The sequence below is a fragment of the Raoultibacter timonensis genome (assembly GCF_900240215.1).
GTDB lineage: Bacteria > Actinomycetota > Coriobacteriia > Coriobacteriales > Eggerthellaceae > Raoultibacter > Raoultibacter timonensis.
Map to the genome: position 1 here is coordinate 1,049,751 of NZ_LT964679.1, position 12,780 is coordinate 1,062,530.

Consider the following 12,780-nt stretch of genomic DNA (forward strand, 5'->3'; position numbering starts at 1 on the left):
TTTGTTCAGTATAGCGCTCCCAAGGCGGCTCGGCAGCATTTTGAACTACGTTCATAAAGTCGATACAATGCGGGGGCTTGCACGGCGGGGTGCGCTATTCGAAACGACGGCCAGCGCTCGATGCGGGTTGCGCGCAGCGATCAGCGACCGCTGCGCGGATGCGCCTGCCCGTGCACTTCCTTGAGCCTATCGGGCGACAGATGGGTGTATATCTGCGTCGTCGAGAGGCTTGCGTGCCCGAGCATCTCCTGGACGCTGCGCAGATCCGCTCCTCCCCCCAAAAGATCGGTGGCGAAGGTGTGGCGCATGTCGTGCGGCGAAAGCGTCTCGTCGACTCCGGCTGCGCGAAGCGTCGCCTTGAACATCTTGCGCATCGCATCGGTTCCCATGCGGTTTCCCCTCGTCGACACGAAGAAGAACTCGCATTGCCCCCCGTTGAGCAGCTTTGGCCTCCCGAAATGGAAATAGCGCGCCATCGACGAGGCGGCAAGCTCGTGAATCGGCACGATGCGCTCCTTCGAGCCCTTTCCGAACAGTTTCACCTGCGAGTTCTTGAGGTCCACGTTGGCGATCAGCAATCCCGACGCTTCGGAGATACGGGCACCGCATGCATAGAGCAGCTCGAGCAGCGCCTGATCCCTCATGTCCGAAAAAGACTGCTCGCGCGGATTGCCGGACAGATCCTTTGCGCCGTGAACCGTGAGGATCTTCGCCATGTCGGCCGGCTTGATGGTGTGCGGCAGGTTCTTCGGCTGTTTGGGCCCCTGCATGACGCCTGCCGGATCCTCGGCAATCGCACCCGTTGCGCACATCCAGCCGAAGTAACCGCGCAACGAGCTCAGTTTGCGATTGATCGTCGTTCGCGAGTACTGCGCCCGATCGAGCTCGCCGAGATAGAGCCTCAGCTGCCGATGGGTCGTCTCCAAGGCGTTCATATTGTTGCGATCGGCCCACCGGAGGAAATCGAGGATGTCGTTGCGGTAGGCCCTCAGCGTATTGGGCGAAACGTTTCGTTCGACCCGCATGGTTTCCAGATACGCTTCAGCGAACGCCGAAGCGGGACCGTCGGAAGCCTCAGCCATCGTTTCGCTCCATCGCCATAAGACCCCTATCGCGAAGCGCCTCCGCATATGCCTGCAAGGCTGCTTCTCCCCGATCGGCATACGCCGCATAGCGCAGGCGTTTGTTCTTCACCCGTTCGGGCAGCGGCTCCATGATCCCGAAGTTCACGTGCATGGGTTGATAGTCGGTAACCGCCGGGTCGGTCGCATAGGCAAGCAGCGCCCCGAACGCGGTTTGCGGCGGCATCTCGGGAGCATGCTTACCCGACAGCGCGGCAAAGACGCCGATCGCCGCGTGGAGCCCCGACATGACGGCTTCGCAATACCCCTCGGTTCCCGCAAGCTGCCCCGCCACGTAAAGGGGACACCCCGAATCGCCCGCATCCGTCAGACACAGATCGCGCCCCAGCAGCCTCGGCGCGTCGATAAAGGTGTTGCGGTGCATGACGCCGTATCGGGCGAACTCGGCATGAGCAAGCCCGGGTATCATGCGAAACACCCGCGCCTGCTCGCCGAAAGTAAGATTCGTTTGGAACCCTACGAGGTTGTAACTTTCTCCGTGCGCGTCTTCCGCACGCAGCTGCAGCGCCGCCCACGGCCGCCTGCCGGTAGCGGGATCGGTCAACCCCACGGGCTTCAGCGTTCCGTAACGCGGCGCGTCCGTTCCTTTTCGGGCGATCTCCTCGATGGGCTGGCATGCCTGGAAGAGTTCACGCGTTTCGAAATCCTTCATGACCACGCGCTTCGCGTCAACGAGCTCGCTTATGAACCGTTCGTACTCGTCCTTCGAAAACGGCGCGTTGAGGTAATCGCCCTCGCCTTCTTCGTAGCGGCTCTGCCGAAACAGCTTGCCGTAGTCAAGCGAATCGGCCATGACGATTGGGGCTGCTGCATCGTAGAACGACAGGCGTCCGCAACCAGTCAGGCTCTCGATGGCATCGGCGAGCGGTTCGGAGGTGAGCGGGCCGCTCGCGAGTATCGTCGCATCGGCTCCGCGGGGAATCTCCGTCGCTTCGAGGCGAACGAGCTCTATGAGCGGGTGCTCTTCGATGCGCGCGGTGACCGCTCCCGAAAAGGCGTCGCGGTCGACTGCAAGCGCGCCTCCTGCGGCGACGCGGTTTTCCTGCGCAAGGGCGTACAGCCGGGATCCGAGCACCGAAAGTTCGGCCTTGAGCATCCCGGCAGCGCTGTCGCGCTTTTCGCTTTTAAGGGAGTTCGAGCACACGAGTTCGGCGCAGCGGTCCGTCGCGTGCACCGCCGTCTTCGTCTTGGGCCTCATTTCGAACAGCCTAACCGACACGCCCCGATCGGCCAGCTGCAATGCCGCCTCGCTCCCGGCGAGTCCGGCACCCAGTATGTCAACGTGTTTTTTCATGGGGACGATCTTAGCAAATGTCGGGGCATCAGACCACGACGGGTCCGTATCGTCCATCGGGATACCGTACGATACGCCCGCTTTTCTGCAGTTCGGCAAGGCGCACCATAAGATAGGTGATCGCGTTTCCCCCAAGGCGAAACCCCTCCTGCATGCCGTTCGACTCGACATATCCGAGCATTTCCTCGATGCTCATCGGATTGGCGCACATAGCCTCGAGAATGGCATCCTCGCTTCCGGCTTTCGAAGAGGCGACGCAGCCGTCGGCCCGAACACGGAGCCTGGGCTGTTCGCAGACCTGGGCGAAACCCTCGATCTCCTGCTGGCCGAACAGGGCTTCGAGCACGCTGGAAAACGTCTCGTCGTCGACGATGGGCGTTGCGCCCTGGAAGAGCAGCCTGTTCGATCCGCGCGAGAACTTCGATGCGATAGAGCCCGGTACGACGAGCACTTCTCGGTTGGCGGCAAGTGCCTCGTCTGCCGTCGAGAACGTCCCCGACGGCAAGCCCGCTTCCACGATGAGCGTCGCCCGCGCCAAACCGGCGATAAGCCGGTTGCGCGCCCTGAACGTATGCCTCATGGGAGGAAACGACCACTCCTGCTCCGAAACCACCGCACCGCCCGCATCGACGATCTCTTGGAAAAGGCCATAGTGCGATGCCGGGTACAGCTCGTCGCATCCCCCGCCGAGAAATGCAACCGTCGTGCCGCCCGCATCGAGAGCGGCCCGATGCGCCGCCGCATCGCAACCGCGGGCACCGCCTGAAATGACGGGGATCCCCCGTTTCGCCGCCGTTCCCGCAAATCGCTTCGCGCACGATATGCCGTAGGGCGTTGCGTTTCTCGCACCGACGACGGCGATTCCCTCGCCGAGAGCGCACGGGTTTCCCACGACGAAAAGACGCTCGGGAGGATCGGCTATCAGGCAGAGCGCTTCAGGGTACCCCGCTTCTTCCTTTTCGAGCACCGTGCGCTCGCCCCTCAACCTTGGCCCCGCATAACGTGCAAACTCTTTCTTCTGCATCGAGTACCTCCTGTCATACCGAACCGACGCCGTCCCGCAGCCGCAGCCCGAGCGCCTCGCATACGTGGTCTTTGCCGACCCGTGAGCATGCGTCCATGTCGGCGACGGTTCTCGCTATGGAGAGCGTCTTCATGATCCCCCGGCCGCTCATGCGGTGCAGGGAGGCCATCTCCTTGAGAAAATCCTCGTCTTCGGCATCGAGCGCACACGATGCGATGAGAGAGCTCGCCGTGCGCGCGCCGCCTCCCTTCTGCTTTCTGCGCAAAGCGAACGCTCGCGCCTCCATAACGCCCTCCTTCAGCTTCTCGGACCCCGTTTTACCGCCGGTGCCCAGCACCATGTCGGGCGAGGACCGCCATACGTCGACATGGATGTCGATCCTATCCATGAGCGGACCGCCTATGCGGCTCTGGTAGTTCCTTATCTGAGCAGCCGTGCAGGTGCAGCGTTCGGCAACATCTCCGAAATAGCCGCATGGGCAGGGATTGGACGCTGCAACGAGCATGAACCGCGCGGGGAACGCGACGCTCCCCTCCGCCCTCGTCACCACGATCCGCCCCGATTCGATCGGCTGGCGAATGGCTTGCAGCACCGAAGGTTTGAACTCCGACACCTCGTCCAAAAACAACACGCCCCCGGTTGCAAGCGAAATCTCTCCGGGACGCAACGGTGAACCGCCGCCCACGAGCCCCGCCATGCTCGCCGAGTGATGGGGTTTGCGAAACGGGCGCTCTCCTGCGAGGATGGATCCTATGTCCTCCCCCGCAACCGAATGCACGAGAGCCGCCTCGATCATCTCGTCGTCCGCAAGAGGCGGCAGTATCGTCGGCAGACGCGAAGCGAGCATCGTCTTGCCCGATCCCGGGGGACCCATCATGAGCATGCCGTGCCCGCCCGCTGCGGCGATCTGCAGCGCGCGTTTCGCAGCTTCGTGCCCCGCAACGTCGGCGTAGTCCATCGAAGGGCCCCTGCCCGCTCGGCCCCTCATCGTGGGAGACGAAAAGGAACCTGCGTAAAACGCCGAAAGGCTCGACACGGTTTTGCATTCGAGCTCTTCGAGTCCGATCAAACCGTCGTCTGGCTGCGCGCATATGAGCGAAAGCCCCTGCTTTTTCGCACAGAGCTCGAAAGCCAGCATACCCTTGATCGCACGGACGTCGCCCTCGAGCGACAGCTCCCCAACGCACAGGCTCCCGTCGATGCGCGAAGCGTCGAGCTGCCGCGTAGCCGCGAGGATCCCCAACGCTATGGGCAAATCGAACCCCGATCCCGTCTTCTTGAGCGAACCGGGCGCGAGGTTGACGACCACCTTCTCGGTCGGCATGCGAAACCCGCAGGCTTTGATGGCGGCCCGAACCCGTTCGCGCGCCTCTTGGATGGCGGCATCGGGCATGCCGACGATCGAGAAAGACGGCATCCCGCTGCCCACGAGCACCTCGACGGAAACCGGCACCGCCTCCACGCCCCTGATCGTTGCGCTCCATACGCTGTACTGCGCCTGCATCGAAGCCGCCCTCGCTCATTCGCCGACGGAAAACGCATTGACGTGGTGCCGCAGGAACGCACGCTCCGATCCGATAACGAGGATGGATACGACATCGAACCGTACGGCAATATCGACGGTTTCGTACGTCTGGAGAAAAGCGGCGGCAATCCTCTCGTAGCGTTCCCTCTTGCGCTCGTCGACCGCTTCCTCCGGAAGGCCTTTTTCGGTATTCGATCTGGTTTTAACCTCGACGAATACCAGCGTATCCTCATCCTGGGCTATGATATCGGCTTCCCCCGCAGAGCACGTCCAGTTACGCTCGAGCACCTCGAAACCGCGCCGCTCGAGAAAGCGCGCCGCCGCCTCTTCCCCCCGCCTGCCGAGTTCGATGTTGTGCCTCGACTCTTCCGCGTTCTGTGCCGCTTCGACGGAGGACGAATCCCCCGGCTGTGACCCTTCCGATGCGGCTATGCCGGGAGGGTCCTGCGCTTCGCGCCTTTCCAGCGTTGCTTCGATCACCATTTCGACTCCTTTCTTCGCTAAGCCATGCTAGCGGGCGCAGCTTGCGGTATCGAGAAGACAAAAGGAGTGCAATCTATACGATCAAACGGCTCAAAGCGAACCGGGAGCGAAGCGCATCCGATCCGTTTCATACCGACGGATTCGCCCAGAGCGGCAGGAAAGGAGACGGCCGGGTGCGCGCGAAAGGAGGAAAGCTGCCGGATTGCCGACTGATTTCCGGAATTCGCTTGCCGTATCGCGGGGCACGGCGCATTGATCGAACGGATCAGAAGAGCGTTTCTTGGGTGAAGGCAGTGCAGAAGGAGACGCGGTGAATGGGACTTAGCCCATGCTCCTTGATAGCGTCGATGTGATCTTTGCTCGCATAGCCCTTGTTCGCGTCGAATCCGTATACGGGATAGCGCTCGGACATGCGGCACATGATGCCATCGCGCTCGACCTTTGCAACGATCGAAGCAGCCGCGATGGATGCGCATTTCGCATCGCCTTTGACCACGTTTTTCTCACGAGGATCGAGGCGCATCGGATTTCCGTCAAGCAGTACGGCATCGAAGGAAACGCCCTGCTCCTCGATGGCGCCGAGAGCCTTGAGGAACGCGAACCGCAGCGAAGCCGTCATGCCGACCGCATCGATCGAATCTGGTTCGACGTGCTGCACGGTCCATGCGATGGCCGTTTCTTTGATCTGCGCAGCCAGCTCTTCGCGATGTTGGGCAGTCAGCTGCTTCGAGTCGTTCAGCCCGAGTATCCGAGGCTCGGGCGGCAACACGACCGCCCCGACCGTCAAGGGGCCCGCCACCGGGCCGCGACCGACCTCGTCAAGCCCGACCGCAACACCGCCTCGGGCAAGCTCGCACTCGTACGCATACAGGCCCTCGATGCGCGTCGCCTCCGCCTGCTGTGCCTCGAGCCTCCGACGCGCCGATTCGATCGCGCTCAAAACGCCCTTGCGCGTATCGGCGACCAGCGAGCGCTCGAGCACAGCGAACTCGGCGGCATCCGCCTCTTGGAGCCTCTTTCGTATGTCGGCGACGGTTTGGATCATAGGTTTCAGTATATCCGATCCGATATCTCCAGGGTTGCAGGACGGGCGCAGCGCAGAAAAAGACCCCTTGCGGGGTCTTCCGTTCTCTTTGTAGCCCGAGGATTAGTTGAAGGACTTTTCCTTGATTTTGGCTGCCTTGCCAACCTTGTTACGCAGGTAGTACAGCTTGGCGCGGTTCACATCGCCCTTGCGCACGACCTCGATCTTCTCGATCTTCGGCGAATGCACCGGGAAGGTGCGCTCGACACCGATGGAAAAGCTGATCTTGCGAACCGTGAACGTCTCGCGGTTCGAAGCGCCGTGACGGCGGATGACGTCGCCCTGGAAGACCTGGATGCGCTCGCGATTACCTTCGGTGATGCGATAGTGGACCTTCACGTTGTCGCCCACGTTGAAATCAGGGACGTCCTGCTTGATCTGCTGTTGTTCGATAGCGCGAATGATGTCCATGTTCGTTTTCCTTCTATATACTCAATATAATTCTTCGACATACCAAATTGTATGGTGCTTCCATAAAGACACGATCAGTTAGTATAACGCCACATCCGATCAGGCGCAAGAGAAAATCGAAGCAATATGGGAGAAATCGAAGAGCTCCACACGAAGCCTATTCCGTCTCGCAATCGGCCCCGAAACGCGACGCCCCGACCGTGGGAATGCGAACAACCGCGGCTTCGCAGGAAAAGCCCGCCCAAGCGGTTGTGGGAGCGGTTGAGCCATGCGCTCATGCGCATTATCTAGTAGGATAGCAGCAGAGTTGTTTCCCAAGAGAACCAGGCGATGCCATGACCGAAGAAAAGACGCCTCATCCCCAGAACCGCCCCATCTTCGCAACAGAAGCGGATGCCCGAAAGGGACAAGCGGCCGACGCGAAGCAGAAGCCTCCGACCTACGCCGCCGAACCGGCTCTCACGAAGAAATCCTGGCTGCTCATCATCCTGCTCTCGTTCGTGGGCCAGGTGGCATGGGCGCTTGAGAACAACTTCTTCAACCTGTTCATCCAGGACGTCTTCAACGCGTCGCTCTCCGACGTCGCGCTCATGGTGTCTGCCTCGGCGCTTACCGCTGCGGCCACCACGCTGCTGGTGGGCGCGTGGTCCGATCGGGTGGGAAAGCGCAAGGTGTTCATCGGCGTGGGCACGATCCTCTGGGGCGTCTCGATCATCGTGTTCGCCTACCTGCAGACCATCTCGTTCGCACTCGCGGGCACCGCAGCGGCGGCGATGGCGTTCGGCGTGACGCTCACCATCGTGTTCGACTGCGTGATGACGTTCTTCGGCAGCCTCGCGAACGACTCGTGCTTCAACGCCTGGGTCACCGACATCACCACCGATAAGAACCGCGGCAAGGTCGAGGGCGTGAATTCCGCGATGCCGCTTCTGGCGATGCTCGCGGTGTTCGGCGGCGCGATGTTCCTTATGATCGTGCGCCCCGACGGCACGGTCACCTACGACTACCCGCTCTTCTTCATCATAATCGGTTGCGCGGTTATCGCACTCGGCATCCTCGTGCTCGTCCTCATGGACGATTCCGCCCCCGAGCGAAAACGGGACGGCGGCTATCTGAAAAGCGTGCTCTACGGGTTCCGCCCGAGATCGATGGCCGACAACAAAATGCTCTACCTCGTGCTGCTCGCCTACCTCGTGTTCGCCACGGCCCTGCAGGTGTTCATGCCCTACTACGTGCTCTACCTGCGCCTCCCCTACATCCTCGGCGAAAGCTACGTGTTCGTCATGGCGCCGGGCATCATCATCGCAGCGATATTCACCATCCTCTACGGCAAAACGGTCGACCGGCGCGGCTTTTTGCGCTCGGTCATCCTCCCGCTCGTTCTGTTCATCGCGGGATGCGTCGTGCTCACGCTTTTCACGGGTACCGCGTTCATCTTCGCCGGCTCGGTGCTCATGCTGAGCGGCTACCTCGGAGCTGTCGCCTGCTTCGGCGCCGAAGTGCGTAACAACACCCCGGGCGGCTATGTGGGCATGTTCCAGGGCGTCCGCATCTTCATGGTCGTGCTCATCCCCATGCTCATCGGGCCGTGGATCGGATCGGCTTTGAGCGCGTCGTCGGGCTCGCTCGGGTTCGGCGTCGTCGGGGACGGGTTCACACCCTCGTCGCTCGTGTTTCTGGGCGGGGCGGTCGTGGCGCTTCTGACGTTCATCGTACTGCTGGCCATCCGCGCAGAGCGCTCGAAAGCCGAATAGGATACCGCCATGCTCGACATCAAACGCGTGCTTGCAAGCGCACCCCGAAAGCCCGAACAGACCGCGCTCGAGCCGCTCTACACCGTGTGGGGCGAGCGCATCGCCGAGGGATGCGAGAGCGAGCCCGTCCATCCGCATCCCCAGTTCGAGCGCACGAGCTTTCAATCGCTCGACGGCTGGTGGGACTACCGCATCGTTGCCTGCGAGAGCGCAGAGACCGCTTGGCGAACCGCCGAAACCCCAGCGGATTTCGAAGGTTCCATCCGCGTTCCGTTCTCCCCTGAGGCACCGCTTTCGGGCGTGAACCGCCAGCTCATGCCGAACGAGCTTCTGTGGTACCGCCGAACGTTCCCCACTCCGAGCATCGGCGCGCGCGACCGTCTGTTCCTGCACTTCGAAGCGGTCGACTACGCATGCGCCTGCCTCGTGAACGGCACCCGCGTAGGGAACCACGTCGGCGGCTACCTTCCCTTCTCCTTCGACATCACCAATGCTCTCGCAGACGGCGCAAACGAGATCGCCCTGTGCGTGTACGATCCGAGCGACGAAGGCGTGCAGCTGCGCGGCAAGCAGAAGCTCGACCGGGGAGGCATCTGGTACACCGCGCAGAGCGGCATATGGCAGACGGTATGGCTCGAGGCCGTACCCGAAGCGCACATCGAGTCGATCAAGATCGACGCGCAGGCGGATGCGGGCGTGCTCGAACTCGTCGTAACCGTGCATGACGATGAGAGCGCGGCGAACGCGGGATCCACCGCCCTGACCGTCCGGCTTCTCGACGGCGATGCGGAGGCGCTCGCCGCCGTCTCGGATGCACCCGCAGAAACCGCGCACGCCGACACCGGCTCCGGCGCGAGCGAGGCAGGCTGCGCGTCGCACGCACTCTGCACCCACAGGCTCGTCCTCGATGTCGCTCGCCCGCACCTATGGAGCCCCGAAGACCCGCACCTGTACCGCCTCGAGCTCGTCTTCGGAGACGACAGGGTGAAAAGCTACTGCGCCTTCCGCACCGTGTCGATGGAGCCCGACGAACACGGCATCGTGAGGCTCTGCGTAAACCACGAACCGCGGTTTCTGCGCGGCGTGCTCGATCAGGGATACTGGCCCGACGGCCTCTTGACCGCACCCTCCGACGAAGCGCTCGCCTTCGATATCGAAACGTGCCAAAAACTCGGCTTCACCATGCTGCGCAAGCACATCAAGATCGAAAGCGACCGCTGGTACTACCACTGCGATAGGCTCGGGATGCTCGTATGGCAGGACATGGTGTCGGGCGGCTCGCCCCTGAGCGCCTGGCACTCGAGCTACAAGCCCACGTTCTTCCGCCGGTCGTGGACCTCGTGCGCCGACGACACGCCGAGGCNGCGTTCGAGGTACTCGTCGGAGCGGCGATGCGCGCCCTGTTCGACCGCTCAGGGGAGCCGTCGCTAGACGAGCTGATCGCGCTCGCCCTGGAAGGCGTGCAAGCCGAGCGCGCCTATTTCGGCAAGCCGTGCGGCGCACAGGACCAGATAGCCTGCGCGCTCGGCGGCATCGTGGCCATGGACTTCTCGGAAGAGACGCCCCGCGCAGTACCGATCGCCTTCGATGTCGATGCCTGCGCCTTCTCGCTCTGCCTGATAGACAGCAGATGCGACCACGCCGCATTCACCGAAGAATACGCCGCCGTACCCGCCGACATGCGCGACGTCGCGCACCTCTTCGGGAGCGATCGGCTCGAAGAGGTGCCGCAGCGCGCCTTTTTCGAAAACCTGCCGCGCGTCCGAACCGAGCTCGGGGACCGCAAAACCCTGCGCGCGCTCCACTACTTCGATGAAACAAANGAAAAGCTACTGCGCCTTCCGCACCGTGTCGATGGAGCCCGACGAACACGGCATCGTGAGGCTCTGCGTAAACCACGAACCGCGGTTTCTGCGCGGCGTGCTCGATCAGGGATACTGGCCCGACGGCCTCTTGACCGCACCCTCCGACGAAGCGCTCGCCTTCGATATCGAAACGTGCCAAAAACTCGGCTTCACCATGCTGCGCAAGCACATCAAGATCGAAAGCGACCGCTGGTACTACCACTGCGATAGGCTCGGGATGCTCGTATGGCAGGACATGGTGTCGGGCGGCTCGCCCCTGAGCGCCTGGCACTCGAGCTACAAGCCCACGTTCTTCCGCCGGTCGTGGACCTCGTGCGCCGACGACACGCCGAGGCGCCATCGCGCCTATTCGGCGGGAAGCGATGCGTACCGTGCTGAATGGACCGACACCTGCGCGGGCACCATCGCATACCTGAAGAACCATCCGTCGATCGTCACGTGGGTGCTCTTCAACGAGGCGTGGGGGCAGTTCGATGCCCGCTCGGCGACCGAGGCGGTGCGCGCACTCGATCCGACCCGGCCGATCGATGCGGTCAGCGGGTGGTACGACCAGGCCTGCGGCGACTTCTCAAGCGTACACAACTACTTCCGCCCTCTTGAGGTGTACGCAGACCAAGCGCAACCTCGACGGGCGTTCGTCATCTCGGAGTTCGGCGGACTGTCCTATCACGTGTCCGATCACAGCTCGCTTTCCTCCTCGTACGGCTACGGAAGCTTCACCGATCTGACTGCTTTCAGGGCGGCCGTCGGCAAAGCCCTCGCAGTCGCCGATTCGCTTGAAAGCGAGGGGCTTGCGGGATTCGTGTACACCCAACTCTCCGACGTCGAAGAGGAAACGAACGGGATCCTGACCTACGACCGGCGCATCAACAAGCTCGACGGCGATCCGATCGGCGAAGATCCCGCAATCGCGGCATGCGGCGCGGCGCGCGCCTCTTCGCAGGAAGGCGAGCAGCGATGAGCGCACTGGGCAACGCAGAGCAGCGGGCGAAAGAGCTGTACGCCGCACGGTTCGCAGGCACCCCCTCGGTATCGGCCTCGGCTCCCGGCCGCGTCGAGCTCGCGGGCAACCACACCGATCATCAGGGTGGCCGCACCATCGCAGGTGCCATCNGGCTCGCTCGGGTTCGGCGTCGTCGGGGACGGGTTCACACCCTCGTCGCTCGTGTTTCTGGGCGGGGCGGTCGTGGCGCTTCTGACGTTCATCGTACTGCTGGCCATCCGCGCAGAGCGCTCGAAAGCCGAATAGGATACCGCCATGCTCGACATCAAACGCGTGCTTGCAAGCGCACCCCGAAAGCCCGAACAGACCGCGCTCGAGCCGCTCTACACCGTGTGGGGCGAGCGCATCGCCGAGGGATGCGAGAGCGAGCCCGTCCATCCGCATCCCCAGTTCGAGCGCACGAGCTTTCAATCGCTCGACGGCTGGTGGGACTACCGCATCGTTGCCTGCGAGAGCGCAGAGACCGCTTGGCGAACCGCCGAAACCCCAGCGGATTTCGAAGGTTCCATCCGCGTTCCGTTCTCCCCTGAGGCACCGCTTTCGGGCGTGAACCGCCAGCTCATGCCGAACGAGCTTCTGTGGTACCGCCGAACGTTCCCCACTCCGAGCATCGGCGCGCGCGACCGTCTGTTCCTGCACTTCGAAGCGGTCGACTACGCATGCGCCTGCCTCGTGAACGGCACCCGCGTAGGGAACCACGTCGGCGGCTACCTTCCCTTCTCCTTCGACATCACCAATGCTCTCGCAGACGGCGCAAACGAGATCGCCCTGTGCGTGTACGATCCGAGCGACGAAGGCGTGCAGCTGCGCGGCAAGCAGAAGCTCGACCGGGGAGGCATCTGGTACACCGCGCAGAGCGGCATATGGCAGACGGTATGGCTCGAGGCCGTACCCGAAGCGCACATCGAGTCGATCAAGATCGACGCGCAGGCGGATGCGGGCGTGCTCGAACTCGTCGTAACCGTGCATGACGATGAGAGCGCGGCGAACGCGGGATCCACCGCCCTGACCGTCCGGCTTCTCGACGGCGATGCGGAGGCGCTCGCCGCCGTCTCGGATGCACCCGCAGAAACCGCGCACGCCGACACCGGCTCCGGCGCGAGCGAGGCAGGCTGCGCGTCGCACGCACTCTGCACCCACAGGCTCGTCCTCGAGGTCCCTCGCCCGCACCCATGGAGCCCCGCAGACCCGCACC

Annotated in this window: 12 protein-coding genes and 1 pseudogene; 5 read left to right on the plus strand and 8 right to left on the minus strand. The window is 62.9% G+C overall.

Annotated features, from left to right (window positions below; all coding sequences use genetic code 11):
- Window positions 1-140: 140 nt before the first annotated feature.
- From C1722_RS04630 to rplS, 7 genes are all read right to left on the minus strand, one after another.
- Window positions 141-1,082, minus strand: coding sequence for a tyrosine recombinase (locus C1722_RS04630; RefSeq protein WP_102378203.1), 942 nt, complete (start codon window positions 1,080-1,082; stop codon window positions 141-143).
- Complete coding sequence (trmFO, locus tag C1722_RS04635) at window positions 1,075-2,436, minus strand: methylenetetrahydrofolate--tRNA-(uracil(54)-C(5))-methyltransferase (FADH(2)-oxidizing) TrmFO (RefSeq protein ID WP_102379536.1); 1,362 nt, start codon at window positions 2,434-2,436, stop codon at window positions 1,075-1,077. The genes C1722_RS04630 and trmFO overlap by 8 nt, the downstream gene beginning before the upstream one ends.
- A 28-nt stretch (window positions 2,437-2,464) precedes the next feature.
- Entirely contained in the window at window positions 2,465-3,460 is a 996-nt protein-coding gene (gene dprA, locus C1722_RS04640; protein WP_102378204.1) for a DNA-processing protein DprA, read from the minus strand.
- Between the two features lie 13 nt (window positions 3,461-3,473).
- The gene (locus tag C1722_RS04645) at window positions 3,474-4,964 is read right to left on the minus strand and encodes a YifB family Mg chelatase-like AAA ATPase (protein WP_102378205.1); all 1,491 of its coding nucleotides are present in this window, start codon (window positions 4,962-4,964) and stop codon (window positions 3,474-3,476) included.
- A gap of 15 nt (window positions 4,965-4,979) precedes the next feature.
- Window positions 4,980-5,468: a YraN family protein gene (locus tag C1722_RS04650; RefSeq protein ID WP_102378206.1), complete on the minus strand. Its 489-nt coding sequence runs from the start codon at window positions 5,466-5,468 to the stop codon at window positions 4,980-4,982.
- 265 nt (window positions 5,469-5,733) lie between these two features.
- Window positions 5,734-6,513 (minus strand): ribonuclease HII, encoded by a 780-nt coding sequence (locus C1722_RS04655; RefSeq protein WP_102378207.1) that lies wholly within the window; start codon window positions 6,511-6,513, stop codon window positions 5,734-5,736.
- A gap of 102 nt (window positions 6,514-6,615) precedes the next feature.
- Window positions 6,616-6,963: a 50S ribosomal protein L19 gene (rplS, locus tag C1722_RS04660; RefSeq protein WP_102378208.1), complete on the minus strand. Its 348-nt coding sequence runs from the start codon at window positions 6,961-6,963 to the stop codon at window positions 6,616-6,618.
- Window positions 6,964-7,298: 335 nt separating this feature from the next.
- On the opposite strand from rplS, the gene C1722_RS04665 reads away from it, so the two are divergent.
- Together C1722_RS04665 and C1722_RS04670 are read left to right on the plus strand one after the other, a co-directional pair.
- Complete coding sequence (locus C1722_RS04665) at window positions 7,299-8,717, plus strand: MFS transporter (protein WP_102378209.1); 1,419 nt, start codon at window positions 7,299-7,301, stop codon at window positions 8,715-8,717.
- A 315-nt stretch (window positions 8,718-9,032) separates the two neighbouring features.
- The gene (locus C1722_RS04670) at window positions 9,033-10,148 is read left to right on the plus strand and encodes a glycoside hydrolase family 2 protein (protein ID WP_483407206.1); all 1,116 of its coding nucleotides are present in this window, start codon (window positions 9,033-9,035) and stop codon (window positions 10,146-10,148) included.
- Here the strand turns inward: C1722_RS04670 and C1722_RS04675 are convergent.
- Complete coding sequence (locus tag C1722_RS04675; RefSeq protein WP_102378211.1) at window positions 10,145-10,522, minus strand: hypothetical protein; 378 nt, start codon at window positions 10,520-10,522, stop codon at window positions 10,145-10,147. The genes C1722_RS04670 and C1722_RS04675 overlap by 4 nt on opposite strands.
- A 49-nt stretch (window positions 10,523-10,571) precedes the next feature.
- Between C1722_RS04675 and C1722_RS04680 the strand changes: the two genes are divergently transcribed.
- The 3 genes and pseudogenes from C1722_RS04680 to C1722_RS04690 all read left to right on the plus strand — a co-directional run.
- Window positions 10,572-11,543 carry a glycoside hydrolase family 2 TIM barrel-domain containing protein gene (locus tag C1722_RS04680; RefSeq protein WP_425319366.1) on the plus strand — a complete coding sequence of 324 codons (972 nt, stop codon included), beginning with the start codon at window positions 10,572-10,574 and terminating at the stop codon, window positions 11,541-11,543.
- Window positions 11,540-11,644: pseudogene (locus C1722_RS04685) on the plus strand (hypothetical protein); the annotation flags it as partial. The gene C1722_RS04680 and the pseudogene C1722_RS04685, both read left to right, overlap by 4 nt.
- 196 nt (window positions 11,645-11,840) lie before the next feature.
- Window positions 11,841-12,780: sugar-binding domain-containing protein (locus C1722_RS04690; RefSeq protein ID WP_342352752.1), on the plus strand; the 940-nt coding region annotated here is incomplete at its 3' end.

Bases quoted from the DNA above. Each gene is read 5' to 3' on its own strand.
- C1722_RS04630 (WP_102378203.1), bottom strand. From the start codon at position 1,082: ATGGCTGAGGCTTCCGACGGTCCCGCTTCGGCGTTCGCTGAAGCGTAT.
- trmFO (WP_102379536.1), bottom strand. From the start codon at position 2,436: ATGAAAAAACACGTTGACATACTGGGTGCCGGACTCGCCGGGAGCGAG.
- dprA (WP_102378204.1), bottom strand. From the start codon at position 3,460: ATGCAGAAGAAAGAGTTTGCACGTTATGCGGGGCCAAGGTTGAGGGGC.
- C1722_RS04645 (WP_102378205.1), bottom strand. From the start codon at position 4,964: ATGCAGGCGCAGTACAGCGTATGGAGCGCAACGATCAGGGGCGTGGAG.
- C1722_RS04650 (WP_102378206.1), bottom strand. From the start codon at position 5,468: ATGGTGATCGAAGCAACGCTGGAAAGGCGCGAAGCGCAGGACCCTCCC.
- C1722_RS04655 (WP_102378207.1), bottom strand. From the start codon at position 6,513: ATGATCCAAACCGTCGCCGACATACGAAAGAGGCTCCAAGAGGCGGAT.
- rplS (WP_102378208.1), bottom strand. From the start codon at position 6,963: ATGGACATCATTCGCGCTATCGAACAACAGCAGATCAAGCAGGACGTC.
- C1722_RS04665 (WP_102378209.1), top strand. From the start codon at position 7,299: ATGACCGAAGAAAAGACGCCTCATCCCCAGAACCGCCCCATCTTCGCA.
- C1722_RS04680 (WP_425319366.1), top strand. From the start codon at position 10,572: ATGGAGCCCGACGAACACGGCATCGTGAGGCTCTGCGTAAACCACGAA.